The 18,071-nt window shown below is 51.3% G+C and carries 15 protein-coding genes; 2 read left to right on the top strand and 13 right to left on the bottom strand.

What is annotated here, in order from left to right; translation table 11 throughout:
- Positions 1–19 precede the first annotated feature (19 nt).
- Genes F4Y39_14665 through F4Y39_14630 form a run of 8 tightly spaced genes read right to left on the bottom strand, consistent with a single transcriptional unit; the run spans position 20 to position 9,857 of the window.
- Positions 20–1,567 (bottom strand): BCCT family transporter, encoded by a 1,548-nt coding sequence (locus tag F4Y39_14665; GenBank protein ID MYC14961.1) that lies wholly within the window; start codon positions 1,565–1,567, stop codon positions 20–22.
- Between the two features lie 13 nt (positions 1,568–1,580).
- On the bottom strand, positions 1,581–4,766 hold the full coding sequence (locus F4Y39_14660; protein ID MYC14960.1) for a TonB-dependent receptor: 3,186 nt from the start codon (positions 4,764–4,766) through the stop codon (positions 1,581–1,583).
- Between the two features lie 12 nt (positions 4,767–4,778).
- Positions 4,779–5,840: an NAD(P)-dependent oxidoreductase gene (locus tag F4Y39_14655; protein MYC14959.1), complete on the bottom strand. Its 1,062-nt coding sequence runs from the start codon at positions 5,838–5,840 to the stop codon at positions 4,779–4,781.
- Positions 5,841–5,859: 19 nt separating this feature from the next.
- Complete coding sequence (locus tag F4Y39_14650) at positions 5,860–7,167, bottom strand: aspartate kinase (GenBank protein MYC14958.1); 1,308 nt, start codon at positions 7,165–7,167, stop codon at positions 5,860–5,862.
- A 4-nt stretch (positions 7,168–7,171) separates the two neighbouring features.
- Positions 7,172–8,098 carry a hypothetical protein gene (locus F4Y39_14645; protein MYC14957.1) on the bottom strand — a complete coding sequence of 309 codons (927 nt, stop codon included), beginning with the start codon at positions 8,096–8,098 and terminating at the stop codon, positions 7,172–7,174.
- A gap of 14 nt (positions 8,099–8,112) precedes the next feature.
- Positions 8,113–9,081 (bottom strand): HPr(Ser) kinase/phosphatase, encoded by a 969-nt coding sequence (gene hprK, locus F4Y39_14640; protein MYC14956.1) that lies wholly within the window; start codon positions 9,079–9,081, stop codon positions 8,113–8,115.
- A 3-nt stretch (positions 9,082–9,084) separates the two neighbouring features.
- A complete protein-coding gene (raiA, locus tag F4Y39_14635) occupies positions 9,085–9,405 on the bottom strand; it encodes a ribosome-associated translation inhibitor RaiA (GenBank protein MYC14955.1) in 321 nt (106 codons plus the stop codon).
- A 5-nt stretch (positions 9,406–9,410) separates the two neighbouring features.
- The gene (locus F4Y39_14630; GenBank protein MYC14954.1) at positions 9,411–9,857 is read right to left on the bottom strand and encodes an ATP-binding protein; all 447 of its coding nucleotides are present in this window, start codon (positions 9,855–9,857) and stop codon (positions 9,411–9,413) included.
- Positions 9,858–10,103: 246 nt separating this feature from the next.
- Between F4Y39_14630 and F4Y39_14625 the strand changes: the two genes are divergently transcribed.
- Together F4Y39_14625 and F4Y39_14620 are read left to right on the top strand one after the other, a co-directional pair.
- Positions 10,104–11,324 carry a hypothetical protein gene (locus F4Y39_14625; GenBank protein MYC14953.1) on the top strand — a complete coding sequence of 407 codons (1,221 nt, stop codon included), beginning with the start codon at positions 10,104–10,106 and terminating at the stop codon, positions 11,322–11,324.
- 10 nt (positions 11,325–11,334) lie between these two features.
- Positions 11,335–12,516, top strand: coding sequence for a hypothetical protein (locus F4Y39_14620; GenBank protein MYC14952.1), 1,182 nt, complete (start codon positions 11,335–11,337; stop codon positions 12,514–12,516).
- Positions 12,517–12,536: 20 nt separating this feature from the next.
- Here the strand turns inward: F4Y39_14620 and F4Y39_14615 are convergent, their stop codons facing one another.
- From F4Y39_14615 to map, 5 genes are all read right to left on the bottom strand, one after another.
- Positions 12,537–13,700 carry a hypothetical protein gene (locus F4Y39_14615; protein MYC14951.1) on the bottom strand — a complete coding sequence of 388 codons (1,164 nt, stop codon included), beginning with the start codon at positions 13,698–13,700 and terminating at the stop codon, positions 12,537–12,539.
- Between the two features lies 1 nt (position 13,701).
- Entirely contained in the window at positions 13,702–14,841 is a 1,140-nt protein-coding gene (locus tag F4Y39_14610; GenBank protein ID MYC14950.1) for a hypothetical protein, read from the bottom strand.
- A gap of 96 nt (positions 14,842–14,937) precedes the next feature.
- Positions 14,938–16,680 carry a hypothetical protein gene (locus F4Y39_14605; protein ID MYC14949.1) on the bottom strand — a complete coding sequence of 581 codons (1,743 nt, stop codon included), beginning with the start codon at positions 16,678–16,680 and terminating at the stop codon, positions 14,938–14,940.
- Positions 16,681–16,683: 3 nt separating this feature from the next.
- On the bottom strand, positions 16,684–17,169 hold the full coding sequence (locus tag F4Y39_14600; GenBank protein MYC14948.1) for a hypothetical protein: 486 nt from the start codon (positions 17,167–17,169) through the stop codon (positions 16,684–16,686).
- The gene (gene map, locus F4Y39_14595; GenBank protein ID MYC14947.1) at positions 17,162–17,926 is read right to left on the bottom strand and encodes a type I methionyl aminopeptidase; all 765 of its coding nucleotides are present in this window, start codon (positions 17,924–17,926) and stop codon (positions 17,162–17,164) included. The genes F4Y39_14600 and map overlap by 8 nt, the downstream gene beginning before the upstream one ends.
- Positions 17,927–18,071: the final 145 nt, after the last annotated feature.

Below are 18,071 nucleotides of genomic sequence, written 5' to 3'. Positions count from 1 at the left end.
GTTGAGCTGTTTAAGACTCTCATCCGCGCGATTTCCGCACTTCGCTGCGAAGCCCCATCCAAACGCAGACAGCCATTCCCAATAGCACAATGGCGAACGGAAAGCCCGTTGTGAGCGAGGCAGCCTGCAACGCACTCAAACCTCCGCCCAGCAGAAGCGCTATGGCGACTAACCCCTCAATCGTACACCAAAAAACGCGTTGTGCGACTGGCGCATCAACCTTGCCGCCGGCTGCAATGGTGTCGAGAATCAAAGATCCAGAATCTGACGAAGTAACGAAAAACACGACGGTCAGAAGCATCGCCACAGATGAAAGCAGTGTCGCCATCGGCAATTTATCAAACATTTTGAACAATGCGATTTCGAGCTTCCACGCCTCGACATTTTCTGTTACACCGGTATAGCCCTCAACGATGTGTTGATAAAACGCCGTACCGCTAAAAGTGCCGAACCACAGCAGGCATAAAAGCGTTGGCAGCAGAAGCACAGAGACGACAAACTCGCGCACTGTGCGCCCCTTTGAAATGCGAGCGATGAACGTACCGACAAACGGTGCCCAGGCAAACCACCACGCCCAGTAGAAAGTCGTCCAGTCTCGCACGAAGGCGACATCCTCCCGCCCAATCCAATTGCTGAGCGGTACAACCTGCGCGAAATAACTACCGAATCCAGCGAAGATACTGCGAAAAATGTAGAGCGTTGGACCGAGCGAGATAACAGTCAATAACAACAAAAACGCGATAATGATATTGAACTGGCTCAAACGCTTAATACCGACATTAATACCCGTCAGCACCGATATGAGCGCGATGGACGTGATCGCCACAATTAGCACCACCATAGTGGTATTGTTCGCGGGAATATCAAACAGATAATTTAATCCGGAAGTAACCTGCTGAACCCCCAGACCGAGAGAGGTTGCAAGCCCAAACAATCCCGCGAATATGGCGAAAGTATCAATAATATGTCCGGGCCAGCCCCAGACGCGGTCGCCAAATAAGGGATAGAACGCCGAGCGAATGGTGAGGGGCAACCCCCGGTTGTACGAGAAGTAACCCAGAGCGAGTCCAACGACGCCGTAGATCGCCCAACCGTGTAACCCCCAATGAAAAACCGTCGCTGCTATCCCTATGGATACGGCCTCCTCAGTTCCTGGCGTAATGCCGAGTGGTGGCGCTTTAAAGTAGTACACCGGTTCCGCCACCCCAAAAAACAGCAAACCTATACCCACGCCAGCAGCAAAAAGCATGGCGAGATAGGTTAAATAGGTGTATTCGGGTTTTGCATCTACGCCGCCCAGGCGCACCTTTCCAAGAGGCGATAGCGCCACATAAAAACAAAAGAGCACGACGAGATTGGCCGCAATAATAAAAAACCAATCGAGATTCGCAGTGAGCCACTCGCGGATATTTTTAAACCCTTCAGTCGCGGCTTCCTGAAAGACAAGAGCGCCAGTCACAAATGCGACAATGGTAATACCGGAAATCACAAACACTGGCGTCAGATAAATATCTAAACCGAATAGCTTGCGGTACTCCCTATCATGTAATCCTTCAGGTATTTGCAAAGCGTTCCTTCCGTCAACGTCCGAGTTGATATGTCACCGCCAACTTCAACTGCCGACCTTTGGGATCGTGCGTAAAACCATCGTAGGCTTGTTCCACATTGACCAGCGGCGGCCTGGTATCGATCAAATTTCGCCCGGAGATGGCGATATTGATACCTCTGGACAAATTCCACAAAAAGCTGGCGTCCCATGTGACAAAAGCGTCTATAATGGGAAATAAATCTTCCGACGCCCGATCTTCATAAGACGAAATGTAGTTCAAGTAGCTGACCAGGCTGTAGTGTTTATAGTGATAGGCTGCGGATATCCGACTCTTCAATTTGGGCAAAGATGTCACGAGGGGATTGTCGAAGTTCAGGTAGCCCACGGCGTCCAGTTCGGATTGGATCTCCAAATCGTCCAGCATCAGAGCCTTTGTCTGGTAATCGAGGGTATAAGTGCCGTCCAGGCTGGCTGTAAATTGTCCCGATCCCGCCTGCATCCGGGCGCTCAAATACACGTCAAAACCCGAAGTTTTGACCCCCGGCCAATTGACGAGATCAATGCGTACCCGATCGAGTTCTGCAGCCGTACAGGCACCGGTGCCAATACCATCTGGACATACGATGTATTGCTTCACCAGATCCCTGGTCGCGGATTCGTCATACAGGTTGACAATCGCACTATGGGGCATGGCGCCGATCACATCGCTGAAATCGTAGTGCCAGTAATCCAACGTTGCTTCAAAGCCAGCCTCTGTATTTAAAGCAAGGCCCGCATTATAGGTGAACGCTTGTTCGGGCTTGAGATCGGGGCTACCAATTCTATCCACCGCACGGTACGTGCTCGTTTGTGGCACCCATTCGAGCGTTGTCAACGGGCTTTCATTGACATCGTCCAGCGATGGCGTGCGAAAAGACGTCTGCACCGAGCCGCGCAGAAACGCGGAATGGGTCGGAGATTCCGAGAGTTGATAGCGCCACCCAAATTTGGGATCAAAACTGCTCGCCACATCGTGGAATTCGTAATTCGCAGCCAATTGCACGTCAAAACGCTCGCCCAGGCTCAGAGGAATTTCGCCAAAAAAGCGATGTACCGTCTGATCTGCCTCATAAGGCCGATGCACATTCGTGAAAACATAGGGACCGAACTTATCGCGCTCAGTACATCCCTTATCGCCTGCAACCGGACAGGGATTGATGGTGACATCGCCCGCGTCATTGGGATCGCCAACCGCGCTGATCCGGCGAAACTGATATCCGGCGGCATAACTCGCGTTGAGCCAGACATTTTCCGTCCATGTCCCAGTCAGCGTCGCATCGGCAACTATCATATCCGCCGTGCTCTGCAAATTGACTTCCTCTGCGCCGAGCCATTCCCGCAGTTCGGGACTGTTTGCAAGTTCGGGGCGATATTCCGGATTGCGCTGATCCAGGTATAAGGCACCGGGTTGGGCGGAATACTCAATGGCATTATTAAAAGGATTGAAATACATACAGTTGCCGTGCCCCGGCATTTTGCCACTGAGGGTGCTCGGGTCGAGTCTCATTTTGGCGTCACTCGAAGCATCTGCGATCACACCCACACCGCAATCCGGCCCGCCGTAACCTCGAAAGGCGAGGAACAGGCGTTCGTTGTAGATGCCCGGCAGATTCATGTTCCCCGCGGTGTGGGAATAGGAAAGCCCCACGTCAAAACTGGCGTCCCGCCCACCAAATGCTTTGAAATCGCGGTCTGCGGAAGCAGCTACGCGCCAGGTGCGAGACTGGCGCGACAGTGTGCGCCCAGGGCCCGAATTGCCAAACGTGCGCCCATTAAAATACCAGTTCGTCTCCCCATCGGCGCAGGCTTCGGCTACTTTGTCCGCATCGTAAGAACCGCTCCCTGCGTAGTTTCCCTGGTCCTCGCAGAATGCCCGCCGCCCCGGGTGGTCGGGCGCGACTTCCATGATGGTCGTGTGAAACAGAGGGATGGGTGGGTAAGAAGGCGTTGTGAGCCAATCGGGAATCTCGGATTCAGACAGCAATGCCTCAATGTGGTAATCCGGGCCATTGTCCAGAGAACCGTTGATCTCGGCAAAAGCGCGGATATACTGCTTTTTATCGATCAGATTGTCCCAGGGTTGATAGCGGAAGCGGCACGTCCAACTCAATTCCACCCCGCCAAATTCCTCACAGCGGCGGTCGTGGATATCCGCGGTCCAGATAGCGGGTGCCCCAAGCGTGAAGACGCCGGGATTCCCAATGCCCGACCATCCCCCGCGTTGCCCACCGCCGTGCCATGGCAGCAGCAGATAATCTCTTTCTTCGGTCGCCAACTGCTGCTGACCGCTCCATTCTGCCGAAATTACGGCATGGGCGTTGCCGAATTTTCTACCCCATATCGCGCTCACATTCGTATCGCCAGCACCTGCGAAATAATTGTGGGCTGCCGAGACCTCAAAGCCCTCAAAATCCGCGCGAGTCAAAAAATTGGCAACGCCAGCCACAGCATCCGATCCGTAGATCGCTCCCGCGCCTTCCTTGAGTACCTCAATGCGGTCAATAGCTATCGAAGGCATCGCATTTACATCTACGAAGCGCCCCCCAATCAAGCGCGCTGGCACATAGACCTGACGCCGGCCATTGAACAACACCAGGGTGCGCGAAGCCCCGAGGCCGCGCAGGTTCACATTGGCGATATTCTCTGGAAGCGTGGCGGCTTGACCGGCATTGTACCAACTGTTTCGCTCGCCGATCACGCCGTGACTCGCCCCCAGATTCTTAAAAAAATCAACGGTCTGTGGAGACCCTTGCTCTGCCATCTTTTCTCGCCCGACCACGGCGACCGCATAGGTCAAACTGATGGGCGATTCCTCAAACGCCGTACCCGTCACCACCACTTCATCCAGATAAAGCGCGGACAACGCCATCAGCAAAGCAACCGTCGTTGTCTGTCCAGCCATCACAGTAATCGCGACTGTCGCACTCGCATAGCCGATCAAATCGGCCTTCAGTTCATACGTGCCAACTGGCACATTGTCGATAGTAAAGCGGCCTTGCTCATCCGATACTGCGCCCAGTTTCAAGACCGGGATATGGACCTGCACCGCTTCCAACTTCTCTCCACTTGCAGCATCGGTCACTGTGCCGGTAATAGTTCCAACAGATTGAGCCTCACTCACCCCCAAAAACAATGCCGCGCATACCAGAATCGGAATATACCGGCAAAAGAAAGCCATAGGACCTCCCCATTATGCGGGATTTCGTCCGTATCGCACACCTGTGGGAACAACATCTGTCTCCTTGCCCTCTTGCATCGCCAGAGCCGTATTCAGCGTGCTCCACAAGTCGTGTTCGGCATGATATCCGAGCAGATTTTGCGTTTTTGATCGATCAAATTCAAAAAAATTCGGCGCAGGCATGGTCGCTTCTGTATAGCCTACACCGAGATAATCGGCAACTTTTGGAACATCGTCTTCCCACACGATGAGCATTCCACCAAGGGTAAATGCCTCGCCCACGGCTTCATCGCGCTCCAAACTCAGAGAAAGGCCCAGGGCGATATCCCGCACATCCGCCCATTCCTGCTTAAAACTCCTGCCATCGGGACACCTGCTAACCAGAACCCGCGCACCATCTGCCCATGCTTTTTCCATAGATGCGAGCTGCGCCCTCTGTTCATCTGTGGGGTTTTTCTGGCGTTGCAACCGTTCGAGCGGAGGTCTGAGGGTACAAAATTTGGGAACGCCGTCTTCGGTCAAAAATTCGCTCGGTTCAAAAATGGTCGCAAACCGACACACAACGCTCGGAAAGCCGTATTGAACGTGGTAATTCATCACCAGTTCTTCGCCGATCCACTTGGTCAAAAAATAGGGCATCGCTTTAGTCGCGCTGACCATATCTTCGGAAATCGGCTTCTCAAACAAACGCCCAGCCTCTTCAACCTTCCAGTATATCGCTTCTGTGCATGCATAGACAAAACGCTGCAAATTGGGGATTTTCTCTCGCACAGCTTCGAGTAAATGCAGTGTGCCCAGCCCATTAATCTGCAAATATTCGATATGGCTATGCGGGCTTGCAAAAGCCGCTGCCAGGTGATATATGGCATCCACACCCTCAACCGCGCGAGATACGGCATCGTAATCGCGCAAGTCGCCTTCTACGACCTCGACTTCATCAATGCCTTCCCATTTGTCCGCCCGGCTGGCATCACCGGGATAGACAAAGCCGCGTATGTCGTGGCCTTTGTCGAGCAAACGTCTGACCAGATTACCCCCTACTCTTCCGTGTGACCCCGTCACGAGAATTTTCATAAAGCCCTTCCCAGTTTTTTTATTTTACAAAAGCGCGATAAATCGCGATCAGTGCTGTCTCGAGATCGGCTTCTTCGACTCCCACAATAATATTGATCTCTGAAGCCCCCTGGTCAATCACCCGTACATTCACACCTGCATCTGCCAGCGCAGTAAACAGACGCGCTGCAATGCCAACCCTGTGCGACATCCCCTCGCCAACCGTCGCAATCAGCGCAAGCCCGTGGATCAGTTCGGCGCGATCAGGCTCGATAATGCGTTGAATATCTTCGACGAGAAGTTCGCCCTTGCCGTCCAATTGCTCATCCTGTATGATCACCGACATTGTATCGATACCCGACGGCGTGTGATCATAACTGATCCCATGTCGTGCAACCACCTCCAGGACCCGCTGCCCAAACCCCGTTGTCTGATTCATCAGATCTTTTTCAATAAATAGCATACTAAAATTGGGACGTCCCGCAACCCCGGCGATCAGGCGCTCTGTAAGCTCTCGGCTCGGCAAAATCAACGTGCCCACATCCTCTGGCCGATTGGTATTTCGTATGTGAATGGGAATTTTTGCCGTTCGCACCGGAAACATCGCTTCGTCGTGCAAAACATCGGCTCCCATATAGGCCAACTCGCGCATCTCGCGATATGTAATTTCTTCTACAGGCAATGGATTGGGCACCAGGCGGGGATCGGCCATGAGCAATCCGGACACATCCGTCCAGTTTTCGTACATTTCTGCTCCAACTGCGCGGGCAACAATCGCACCGGTAATATCTGACCCCCCACGAGAAAATGTCACTATCTCACCCTCTACATCCGCACCGTAAAATCCCGGAATAACATACAGCCGATCATCTGAAAGACGTGCCCTCAATCGCCGATATGAATCGCTGTCAAGGCGCCCATCAGCCCGAAAGAGTATCGCCTCGGCTGGATCGACAAACACCGCATCTAAAACATCGGCTAAGATGCGCCCGCACAAATACTCGCCGCGCGACGCCACGTAATCTCGCCCTGCACCATTCGCTATCCCGCTCTCGACCTCAGCGAGCAGACTCTCCATATCTATTGACACACCAAGAGCCTTTGAGAGATCCAAAAATCGCGTACTAATTTTATTAAAAGGCTCTGAAAATTCGACATTTTGTCTCGCGAGTTCGTGGCACAAATAGAGCAAATCAGTAATTTTTGTGTCATCTTCAGACCGCTTACCAGGCGCGGAAGGCACGACAAAACAGCGGCGTCCATCCCTTCGCACAATAGACACTACCTTCTCGACCTGTGTGGCATCAGCAACTGATGAACCGCCAAATTTACAAACAATTTTTTTCATAATCTCAAGATGCTACCCTTCCTCGCTGTTGTCGCAACTCTTTGAGCAATAGCTTTGCCTCGCCCATATTCCCATCGATATTCACGGCTTCATTGAGTGCTCTTATCGCCTCATCGAGATGGGTCATGTCTTCTGTATCCTGATAAATATACGCATAACACAGACCAATAACATGATAGGCGCGCGCGCGGTCATTATCCGATAAAAATTCATAGCTCAAAGCCTCTTTTGCCAGTGCGACGCCCTGCTGGAAATCTTCTGCTTTGCCCTGCCAAAACGCACAATAGGCGGCATAGACTTTAGCCCGTGAAATCACATCCTCGCCCGAAGCGTAATCCAATCCCTTATTGATGATACTCTGCGCGCGGTCGTACTCTCGAAAAGACTTAGCAATTAACATCTCTGTAATATTCAGCGCGTCCTTACACAACTGATCCCGCCAGAAACGATTTGATGGAATGGGGCGAAAGGTGTAGCGCGACCACAGACTATCCTGCTTTACCCATATTCCTATGGCCTGTTCTTTTATTTGCACCGCCCCTGTATTGGCGGCAAAACGCGTGATAAGATGTATTTGATTACTGTAATGGGTGCCGAGCTCCTTCAACGCGGCAAAATAATCGGGCGCGATCTCGACCACACCTTCGTAAAATGTCTCTATACTATCTTTCGGAATAACTTCTCGATCCGCCAGGCGCATCTGTACCTGCTCGAGCATAACCCGTCGCGCGCGCGCTGTTTTTTCCGCCTCAGTATTTGGGAATTGCGCTGAGATTTCTCCATACCGCGCAATCGCCTGCGGCAAATCGGCCAATTCTTCTTCCAGATCCCGTACAGAAGCCAGCATGCGCTGGGCATCGCTTTCCAAAGCACTCTGTCCCCCACACCCCACGAGCCCAAACAACAATAAGACAACGCACTTTAATTTCATTTATGCCTCCATAGTTACTCGATATCCGCGCGAATAGACATATCGTCCCGGATTTTGTTTTTCATGCGCTCAACAAGGCGACGATTGAATTCTTGCGCCGTGTGATAGCCCTGTATTTTGAGTTGATAATTCAAGGCTATCGTCTCAGCAATCACCGTAATATTTTTTCCCGGATAGATCGGCACTGTAACCTGAGGCACCTCGAGATCGAGAATCGAGACCCAATCCTCATCGAGTCCAATGCGATCGTAAGCCGCGGTTTCATCCCATTTAATGAGTTTGACAACAACCTCAATCCGCTTCTGCATGCGAACGGCACGCACACCAAACATATTGCGAACATTCAAAATGCCCAGACCGCGTATTTCTATATGATCGCGCAGTGTTTCTCCGCTGCTGCCTACAACTATGCCCTGTAACTTGCGCGACACGAGCACGACGTCATCCGCGACCAATCGGTGTCCGCGCTCAACCAGGTCAACGGCAATCTCACTTTTTCCGATCCCACTTGCCCCAACAAATAACAGCCCAATGCCATACACATCAACCAGCGAACCGTGAATGGCTGTGCGCGGTGCAAACACATCGTCGAGATAATGAGAAAAAAGGTGGGCGAACTTGGTGGTCGCAAACGGCGTGGTCAGCAAGGGAATGTGCCGCGCATTGGACAATTCGACCATCACCGGCAGCACTTCATTCCCATCAGTGATAACCATACAGGGAATATCAAACTGAAAAATGGTTTCAAGGGTTTGGCGACAAACATCGGGGTCAAGACTCGACAGATAGAGCATCTCCGTATTGCCCATAACCTGAACGCGGTCAAAAGTAAAAAGCCCGAGGAAACCCGCAAGTGCGAGACCGGGCCGATGGACATCGCTGGTAGATAGTGTATTGCCAATCCCCTCCTGTCCAGCAACGGACGAAAGCGAGAGTTGGTCGCTATAATCCTCTAACATCTTGCCAATAGAAATCTGTGGCACGGCTCATACCTCATTTAGACTAGAAATAACGCGAGGTTTTCTACGTCGGCCGCGAAGTTTCTTTAATTGTCGGATCATCTTCTTTGCCGAACCGTCAATAACGGGAAAGAGCTTATTGCCAGTGTTGGAAGCTTTAAGAGTTTGCCCATGCACATTGACAATAATATCAACGCGAAATGCAGGCTCCTCTTTTTTGATGGCGACATGACAACCCAGCACTGGCGTGTAAAATCGCTCAAACCGAGAGACAGCAGCTTTAATATGGGTACGCGTACTGTCGGAGACATGGTAATGGTGTCCAGAAATGTCAATTTGCATGGGCATCCTCCTCAACAGTGAGATGGTGACGACTTAGAGGAAAAATACTTGATCATTTTAACCAGTGTGCCCTTCTGAGAGGGCATAAAATCCACCTCATCCATAAACGCACGCATCATCAAAAGCCCGCGTCCAGAATTATTCATTAGATTTTCTGGCGCAACCGGGTCAGGTGTGGCATTGGGATCAAAACCTCCTCCCTCGTCTTGCACCCAGACCGTGATGGAAGCGGGGTGGATATCGATCTTGAGATGTACTTTCTTCGAAGCATCTTCACCATTGCCATGATCAATCGCATTGTTGAGTGCTTCCATGACTGCAACCATCAGATCAACTTGCTCATCTTCTGAAGCGCCAGCTAGCCGAACGGCCGACTCAACAATCTGGGCAAATGCGTCGAGATGCTTGTACAAACTTGGGGCACTGTGCATTAGCACCTGAGGTAATGAATTGGACATAGAGTCTCCAGAATTTGTGCTACCAGTACCCGGCCATCCGCCTCCGCGCACAGCACAACATTAGCAGAACTATGGGGAAGGTGCTCTCTCAAATCTCATCTATTACAGCTCAATCTTGACTATACACTATATTTTAACGACTGTCAAGCGTGGGTCGTCAACTTCACCCTTGACCCAAACTTTGGAAAAAAGTATAATCCACCGCAGCAAAGGCGACACCAGTTATCCCTAAAGTGCAGGCATTTTATGGCCTTTATTTTCAGCTTAATTGTCGGTTTTGGTGCTTTTTTTCTCGGCCAAAAAATTTTTCGACGGATGCCACCATATCCGCTGATAGACAGTCTGCGAATAGGCAGAGCACATTATCTGCTCCTCGGTGTTCTCGTAGGGATGTTTTTTTCTGAAGCCGATGAGGTGTTTCACCTGTTTGAAGTGGTGCGGTACAATTGCATCGGCGCTATTTTGCTGTGGATTGGCCTGCAAACAGGTCTGTCAACAGACCTCCAAAATCTGCGAGACCGCGGCGGGATCTCGGTGATTTACTCACAAACAGCCGTTGTCCTCGCCACAGGCGGGTTCACCGTCCTTGCTGCCTTCGCCAGTGGTTTAATACTTTATCGCTACCTCGGGTTGCTCCAAAATTTACCCCTCGCCATAGTCTTGCTCACCTGCTTCGCACTTACTGTGCGCTTTCCCACACCTTTTTTTCAGTGGCCCAACCGCCCTATTCCAACTCCTGTTCCAGGTCAAAACCTGCCACTTAGTAATATCGCGGCCATGGCCGTGTTGTGCATCGCTTTTCCCCCACTTGCAGAAAACCCCATTTTTTATTTGGGCAACTTGCCATTTATAGGTGCAACTGGTATTGCACTGCTCATGCTCGGCGCAGGCGTGGTCGGAGGCATCGCGCTCGATTTTTCATTTCGCAGCCACCGCACGGGTGCTCGCGCACTGGGCCTTGTCCTGGGCATTGTGATCGCCCTTTCAGGATTGTGCCAGGCTCCGGACTTACCATCTCTTGCTGTGGGCTTTCTATCGGGTATCTGGCTGATTAACACAACCGTGGCAAAACGCGAAATCGTCGAATTTACAACACGTGCAAATGACGTGATTGAACCGATCTTTTTCGCACTGACCGGCTCAATAATAGGGGAATTTGGCGGCGATATATTTTTTCTTTGGTCACCTCTTTTTCCACTTGCTCTCACAGTGATACTCGTGCGCGGAATGGGCCGCACAATCGGTTTCACGGTATCCCAAACCCTCTGGCAAATACCGCAGACCTGGCGCGAATTGCTCACCATGAGCTGGCGCCCTCAGGGCACGCTGAGTATCGCTGTTGGCGTACAGGCCATTTATCTCCTCGACTTTCAGCACTACACGCTCATTACGGGACTCGTAATTGCCGTTTTTTTAAGCCAGATGATACTCATTCCACCCGCGAATTCACCACAATCTCACACCTGAGACGATTTCCATGCGCCTTCTTTGCATTACACTTGGTATCGGTATCCTGATCTGGCTTCTCCAATCCCCTCCCGAAATGGTCTGGGTCGGCTTTCTGATAACGGCCTCTATCGTGGGTGCGCGACTGGCTCATCGCGCCAAATTGCCCAATGTCCTGGGCATGATAGCCGCGGGGCTCGCCATCGGCTTTGCACCTATTACAACCGCTGAAAGTCACCAAAGTATAAAACCCTTTGCAGATATCGCAATGGCCTGGGTCGGCCTTTATTTGGGCACATCGCTCTCCCGTCCTATCTTTGCAAATCAGCGTTTGCTTACGGGTAGCATTTACCTGTATGCAGCACCCGTTCTCACAACCTTTTCAGTGCTCATCTTTTTCGACCTCCACCTTGTCACCACCTTGCAACTTGCCATCCTATCGGGCATCTCAGCCCCCATATTTTTAGATCGCACAGAACACAACCTGCGAGATACATGGCCTTTTTCTTTATGTGTTACGGCAATCGGTCTCTGTTTGCTCTTTTTGACAGGGCTTATTTTTGGCGTCGAATTCATCCTGAACGACGGGTTCTATTCCTTCCTTCATCTTGCCGCCGATATCGCACTGGCCGTTTTGATCGGTGTTGTTGGCATTGAACTCGTGCATCGCTGGTTGCAACATATCCACACCCCCACAGGCCAGTTTACGAGTTGGTTTGCCCTGTCATTCCTGATCGCGCTTGCTTCATGGCACGTTTGGATTCAGCCCCTTATTTTGGCCTGGGCAGTGGGCCTTGCATTGTCCTTGCGCACCAAACGCGGACTGAGACCCAATATGCGTCCACCAAATGCGGAAGCACTGATTGCTTTTGCTCTCGCACACTATGCTACTGGCCTCGTTTTAGACTGGCAAATGTCCTCCGTACCGCCTCATTTTTATGCACTGATAGCAGCCTTGATTTTGGGCAAAATTGCCGGTGGTCTGCTATGTAGGCGCTTCACCTCGCAACCCGTTCAAGCCTGGCTTCCGCTCTTGTCGCAGGGCCTTCTTGCAATCGTCTGCTTTGAATCTATTGCGCCCGAAATAGCTCCCTTGTATTTTATTTGCACGGGGATTGGTCTGCCCATTTTGCACCTTCTATCCGACCAAATTGTTCAAAAAATCAAAAACGGCCGTATCCGAGCGCTCGGGCGCCGAACACAGGCCGTTTGAACTGTCTGTCCTGCCCCAAACTACCTTACAAAACCGACTACGGAAAAAGAGTGTTGAATAAACCGCTCTGATGCGCCGTGTTTTGAGCGGTCGCCGCGTCTTCCCACCTCGAGCACATAGCGAAAACGACCGCTATTATTCACAAATGGCACCGCCATGCCGAAGCTGACGCCTAATTCGCCAATCTGGCTATTAGAACTCGTCGGAAAATAAAGCGACCGATAATGAAAACCTGCGCCAAATTCAAAGCGCCGGCTCCGCACCAGCACATCGGGGTCTCCCGTGCGCCACAACATCCCTGCACTTACATCCCACGTATCAAATCGTCCATCTCCCGTCGCGCGCCACAGCCCCCGAGAAACATCAACCGATGCCAGCCAGCGATAACCCGCCAGATACGTTATCCCCGCTCCAAATTCCCGGGGAAATTCCACATCGCTTTCCGTCTCGACCTCAACGGCTTCACGCTGTCCCACAAAGCGATTTCTTTGAACCTGACGCTGCTTGATACTGCCTCCGATATCGACATTTGCCCCCAAACTCCACCGCGAAGTGGGCGTATAGATAATCCCGAATGAAGGCAACCATCCGCGGTGGGTGCGCGTGATCTCATCGTGAGAAAAGAAGACCGTCTCATTGTCGAAATCCTTGATCCAGGACTCGTTAAATGTCCCCATAGCCACCCAATTTATACGCCCTCCCACAAAAAGCCTGCGCCCAATTCGATGTCCCAACCCCAGGGAAATAGCCTGGATACCCCCGGTCGCTTCCACTTCCAGTTGATACTTCAAATTACCCGTGCCGCGATCTTCTATCGCCCCGAAATCCATATCTGTAAGCGGTTCAAGTCCGACACCTATAACAGGACCACGTCTCATAGGCAGTGCGATCTGAAAAGCCCCGACATCCCCGTCATTTACAATGCTTTCGCCATTCAAAAATCGGTGCTGAGCCATAAATTGCATACTCACAGATGCTCTGCGGAAAGCGCCCAACAAAGCGGGATTTTGGGATGAAAAATTTAGTCCATCTGCAAGTGACCGCCCGGCACCGCCCATACTTCGAGATCGCGCATCAACGCGCCTGACTGGATCTCCAACACCATAAAAAGAAAAAATTGTATTGGCACAAGCTGGCAGTACCATCGACAAAATAAAACCCAAAGCGAGAATTATTCGCATCATATTACAATTCCGGAGGAAGAGAGTAAATGAGATTTAAACGCACATCTTTTAACACAAGCCATCGGATGAGAGAGGGCGAATTTAAAGGCATTGGCAACCCCCCTAAAGAAACAAAATTGACGGGCGAAAGTGCCAATCCATGATTTTCTCGTACACCAGATATCCATGCTTGAATCAAAGTCTGATTAATCGTGTAAGTCGCTGTCGCTGGTTCAATGAGTAATCTCTCATTAAACCGCGTAAACGCGGTATCGCCTTCTGCAATTTTCAGGCCATATATTTCAATGGGAAAAGATGAAAAATAGGAACGATCCAGATCGATATTCAATTGCAATTGGGCCGAATTGATCGTCGCGCCTTGTGGAATATTGGGCAGATCAAAATTCAAAACACTCCCGTAAAAAAAACCCTCGGCAAGAATCGCCAGATCTTTTGGAGGACCGCCATTGATCCGCGCACTCCAATAAGTATCTGCATCGGTCTGAACAGCCGCACGCTCTGTCACATCTTCCACCCGGTACACGGCCTCCAATTCGGGAATCGGCGCATCTGCACGAATATCGGTAGCTTCGCGTGAAAAAATATCCAACAAAAAAGGTGCCTCACCATCGGGTTGCAACAGGATTTCTAAAGACTGATCTCCCGCTTCTACCGCATACTTCAAGAGCGACACGGGCAAATCGATCCGAACGCGATCCACAAATACCTGCGTCACAGCACCGGGTATTGGCGTTGCAAGCACCTCGGACTCGACCCAGCGAGTCGTATCGACATAGGTCTGAAGTTCTTCCCATGGCGAATCGGGCCGCAATGCAATCAGCGATGCATTTTCGACCAATCGTGCCGACCGAATACCCAGATTGACGCGCAGGGAATCAATCGTCAACCCCGATGGTACACCGCCAGACAACACATCCGGCACATTAAAACGCAACAGACTCCGCAGCAAAAACCCATTCATCTGCCCGACCAGCAATTCCTCTTGTTCCCCCATCACAGTAGGAATAATCAGAGATTGAAAGGACCGCGCCGACGTTAGCGGAATCGCGGGCAATGCTACTGTATCACCGGGATCGCGTCCAACAAAGCCCTCGCCCAATGGGTTGCGCTTTTCGGTATTGCAACCAGCGAGACAGGTCACAAGTAAAAAAATCAGTAAAAATCGTTTTCTCATCATAATCATCACTCAATGGATAAAAATAGCTGACTACAATAGCCCTTTACACGCTTCAAAGCGTCAAACGTTTCGTTGTACTCGACCACGGGAAATCGCGCGTTCTATACCCGGCAAAAAAAACGCTTCGCACACGCGATCCCAGCTCATTTGTCCGGCTAACCTGTAACCCGAATGCAATCGCGCCTCGCGTTCTCTATCCGATGATGGCAACGCATCTGCGATATCCCACGCAACTTTTTCTGCCACTTTGCCTTCCTGGATACGACGTTCATACTCACCTATCACACGGGCAGACGCGGCACTCTCCAATGCGACATCTGCCGTATAATCTGCCACGATGACGAGAGGATCGGCCTGTTCTTTTGTCACGCGACCCAAAAATCCGCAACACCCGCACACACTACTCGGCACACAAAGCCCACCAAAAGTCAGAGGTTCGAGCACGGCAATGCCAAACGGCTCGTAAATCGATTGTCCAAATTCAACATCCGTACCCCGGCGCAAATCCTCAAATGTCATATCTTGCGGCATGCGCTGCCCGCAACTCGCCTGGTCCCATCCAAACTGATTGACCAAAATGGCTTGAATGGCAACAGATTCGCGATTAAACCCTACCATATCCCGCCAGATATCCACCTCATTTGAAACCAGATCGGGTGGTCCTTTATGGTGTACAACCGGCCATCCATATTCGGACTCCATAATCTCAATATCGCGCGCACTACGCTGTTCCGCAGCTGTTGTAAGCACAAAAAACACACCCGTTTGTCCTTTGTTCCCCAACAATTTATCGAGATGTGTCAGCACGAGTAAATCACGCCATAGTCCTTTACTAATCACCGGGCGCGTAACATGAGTCATCACCACATCTGGCTCATATCCGAGCAAATTTTGCGCATACTCCTGTAAACGCGAGCGAGACTGTAATTTCTCTGCATAAGAAATCTGCACAGCGGGAATGCCATTGTAAACCAAGTCTATCGCTTGCGCTTCAAGCCCCATAAACCGAAGCTCATCGAGCGTTGGGTCTCCCACGGCAAAAATACCATCGCAGTGCGACGCCAATTGAACCAGCGCGTGCCGATAATAATCGGACTGATCTCCAAATATATCCTCAACCACTTCGCCCTGTGCAAGTGCTCGCGCCATCGCGTTGTAAAACATCACATCGTGTCCCGGGTTGCCCTCGGTGATCTCGCGCATCGCCGAAACCTCATGGGCGTAAAAAATCGCTCGAAAGCGCGGATCATTTTCCATAATAGTTTTGAGCGCAACAGGCATGCCCATATACTCATGGGCCAGCACAATATGTGGGCTGGGGTCCTTTCCGATAAGCGCGACAACAGCGTCGTAAATAGCTTCCGCACTATCGATATAAAGCGCGTAATCCGCGATTGTATCATATCGGTCAGACGCAAGGCCAAAATGCCGGTAGAGATTGTACTTAAAATTGCGGGACCGCCGAGGGTTGATATCTTCGGCATCAACGAGCAACACATCGGCTCCATATCCACCACCGAATCGACGTATCCCATAAACAATATTGACATTGTACCGCTCTGCGACGCGATTGAGCGCGTCGGCACAATCCGCATTTTGCACGCCGGAAATAGTCGAAAAAAGCACCTCGCCACTTTCCGCAAGGAGATCTTCATCCTCTGGGCGCAAAAGCGGGCCGACGAGAAAAGACCGCCTCACGGCTTCCCGGTACACAGAAGAAGTCATCAAGCCCTCGAGTACAGCTCCAATACCACCGGCCTTGCGCACAGCTTCGTGTGTCGCGTGAATCACCGTATAGCTCATAACTCAATGCACCGTATCGATCAAAATATCCACATCCACGGCCCCGGGCGCAACGGGATTTTGCGGATAAATCCCCTCCATATCCCCTGTCTTTGAACCACCCACACGTCCATCTGCATCAATTTTTGCAGAGACGTACAACGCATCGATCTCAGACCAGTCAATCTCAATCATCGCATCCCCGCGTGTCAGTGTGTACGAATAGGGAAAATCGGAAATGTCGAGCCGCTTCACCGCCAGCGGTGGTCCACCAACAGGGGCAGGTCGCGCAATAACAAATAGCACGGCATTGCTCCCAATGCGCTCGCCCAGCCCATCGGCCAGTCGAATCGTCCCTGAAACCACGGCGCCTGATGCCTGTGGTCCTTCTTTATCCGCTGCTGAAGTCTGAACAGGTGGAGGCTTTGGCGGCGGATGCGCCCCTTCCTCATAGTGCTGGCTACAAGACATCAACCACATAAGAACGCATAGGAGAATAGATTTACGCATCGATATCTTCCTCGAACATCGTCAAAATCCTGGGTTCTCCACGTGTAATTGCTACCACATGTTCAAAATGCGCCGAAGGCAACCCATCAGCCGCCGATGCCGTCCACCCGTCATCTGCCACCACAACTTCATGCGTTCCCAAATTGACCATCGGCTCAATGGCGAGTACCATCCCCTTTCGCAAACGAGGATTGCGCTCTGGGGGCACATAATTGGGCACGGCGGGTTCTTCGTGCAATCTGCGCCCAATGCCATGCCCTACAAATTGCCGCACAACAGAAAAACCAAATTGCTCGACCCAGTTTTGTACCGCACCGCAAATATCACTCAGGCGTTTCCCGGCAACCGCTTGCTCAATCCCCTTAAACAGAGCTTCTCGCGTCACCTCCAGCAATTCTTTTTCCCGCTCTGAAATATTGCCAACAACGCGCGTAATCGCCTGATCGCCGTAGTAGCCTCGCAATTTCACTCCAATATCAATGCTAACAATATCGCCATCTATCAACTTCCGCGATCCGGGAATCCCGTGTACGACCTGTTCGTTAATAGAAATACAACTCGCTGCGGGATACCCCTTATAGCCCTTAAATGCGGGTTCTGCGCCGTGTGACCGAATCACATCTTCGGCCACGCTATCCAGTTCTCTGGTCGTCGTTCCCACCTTGACAAGCGGCTTGAGTGTGCGATGCACCAGCCCCACAATGCGGTTTGCCTCAATCATCAAATCCAGCTCTCGATCTGTTCGCAATACAATCACAGCGTTACTCCCTTAACGCGATTCACCAAAATGGGAAACAAAAATGAGAAAATCGCGAAAATCAACAGGCCCATCCCCGTTGAAATCCAATTTTGGATCATACCTATTATCCGTGTGTAAGAGCTTAAAACCATCCGCAAAGCGC

It is taken from the genome of Gemmatimonadota bacterium (genome assembly GCA_009838845.1).
Classification (GTDB): Bacteria; Latescibacterota; UBA2968; order UBA2968; family UBA2968; genus VXRD01.
This window is presented reverse-complemented; position numbering and strand designations above follow the sequence as displayed.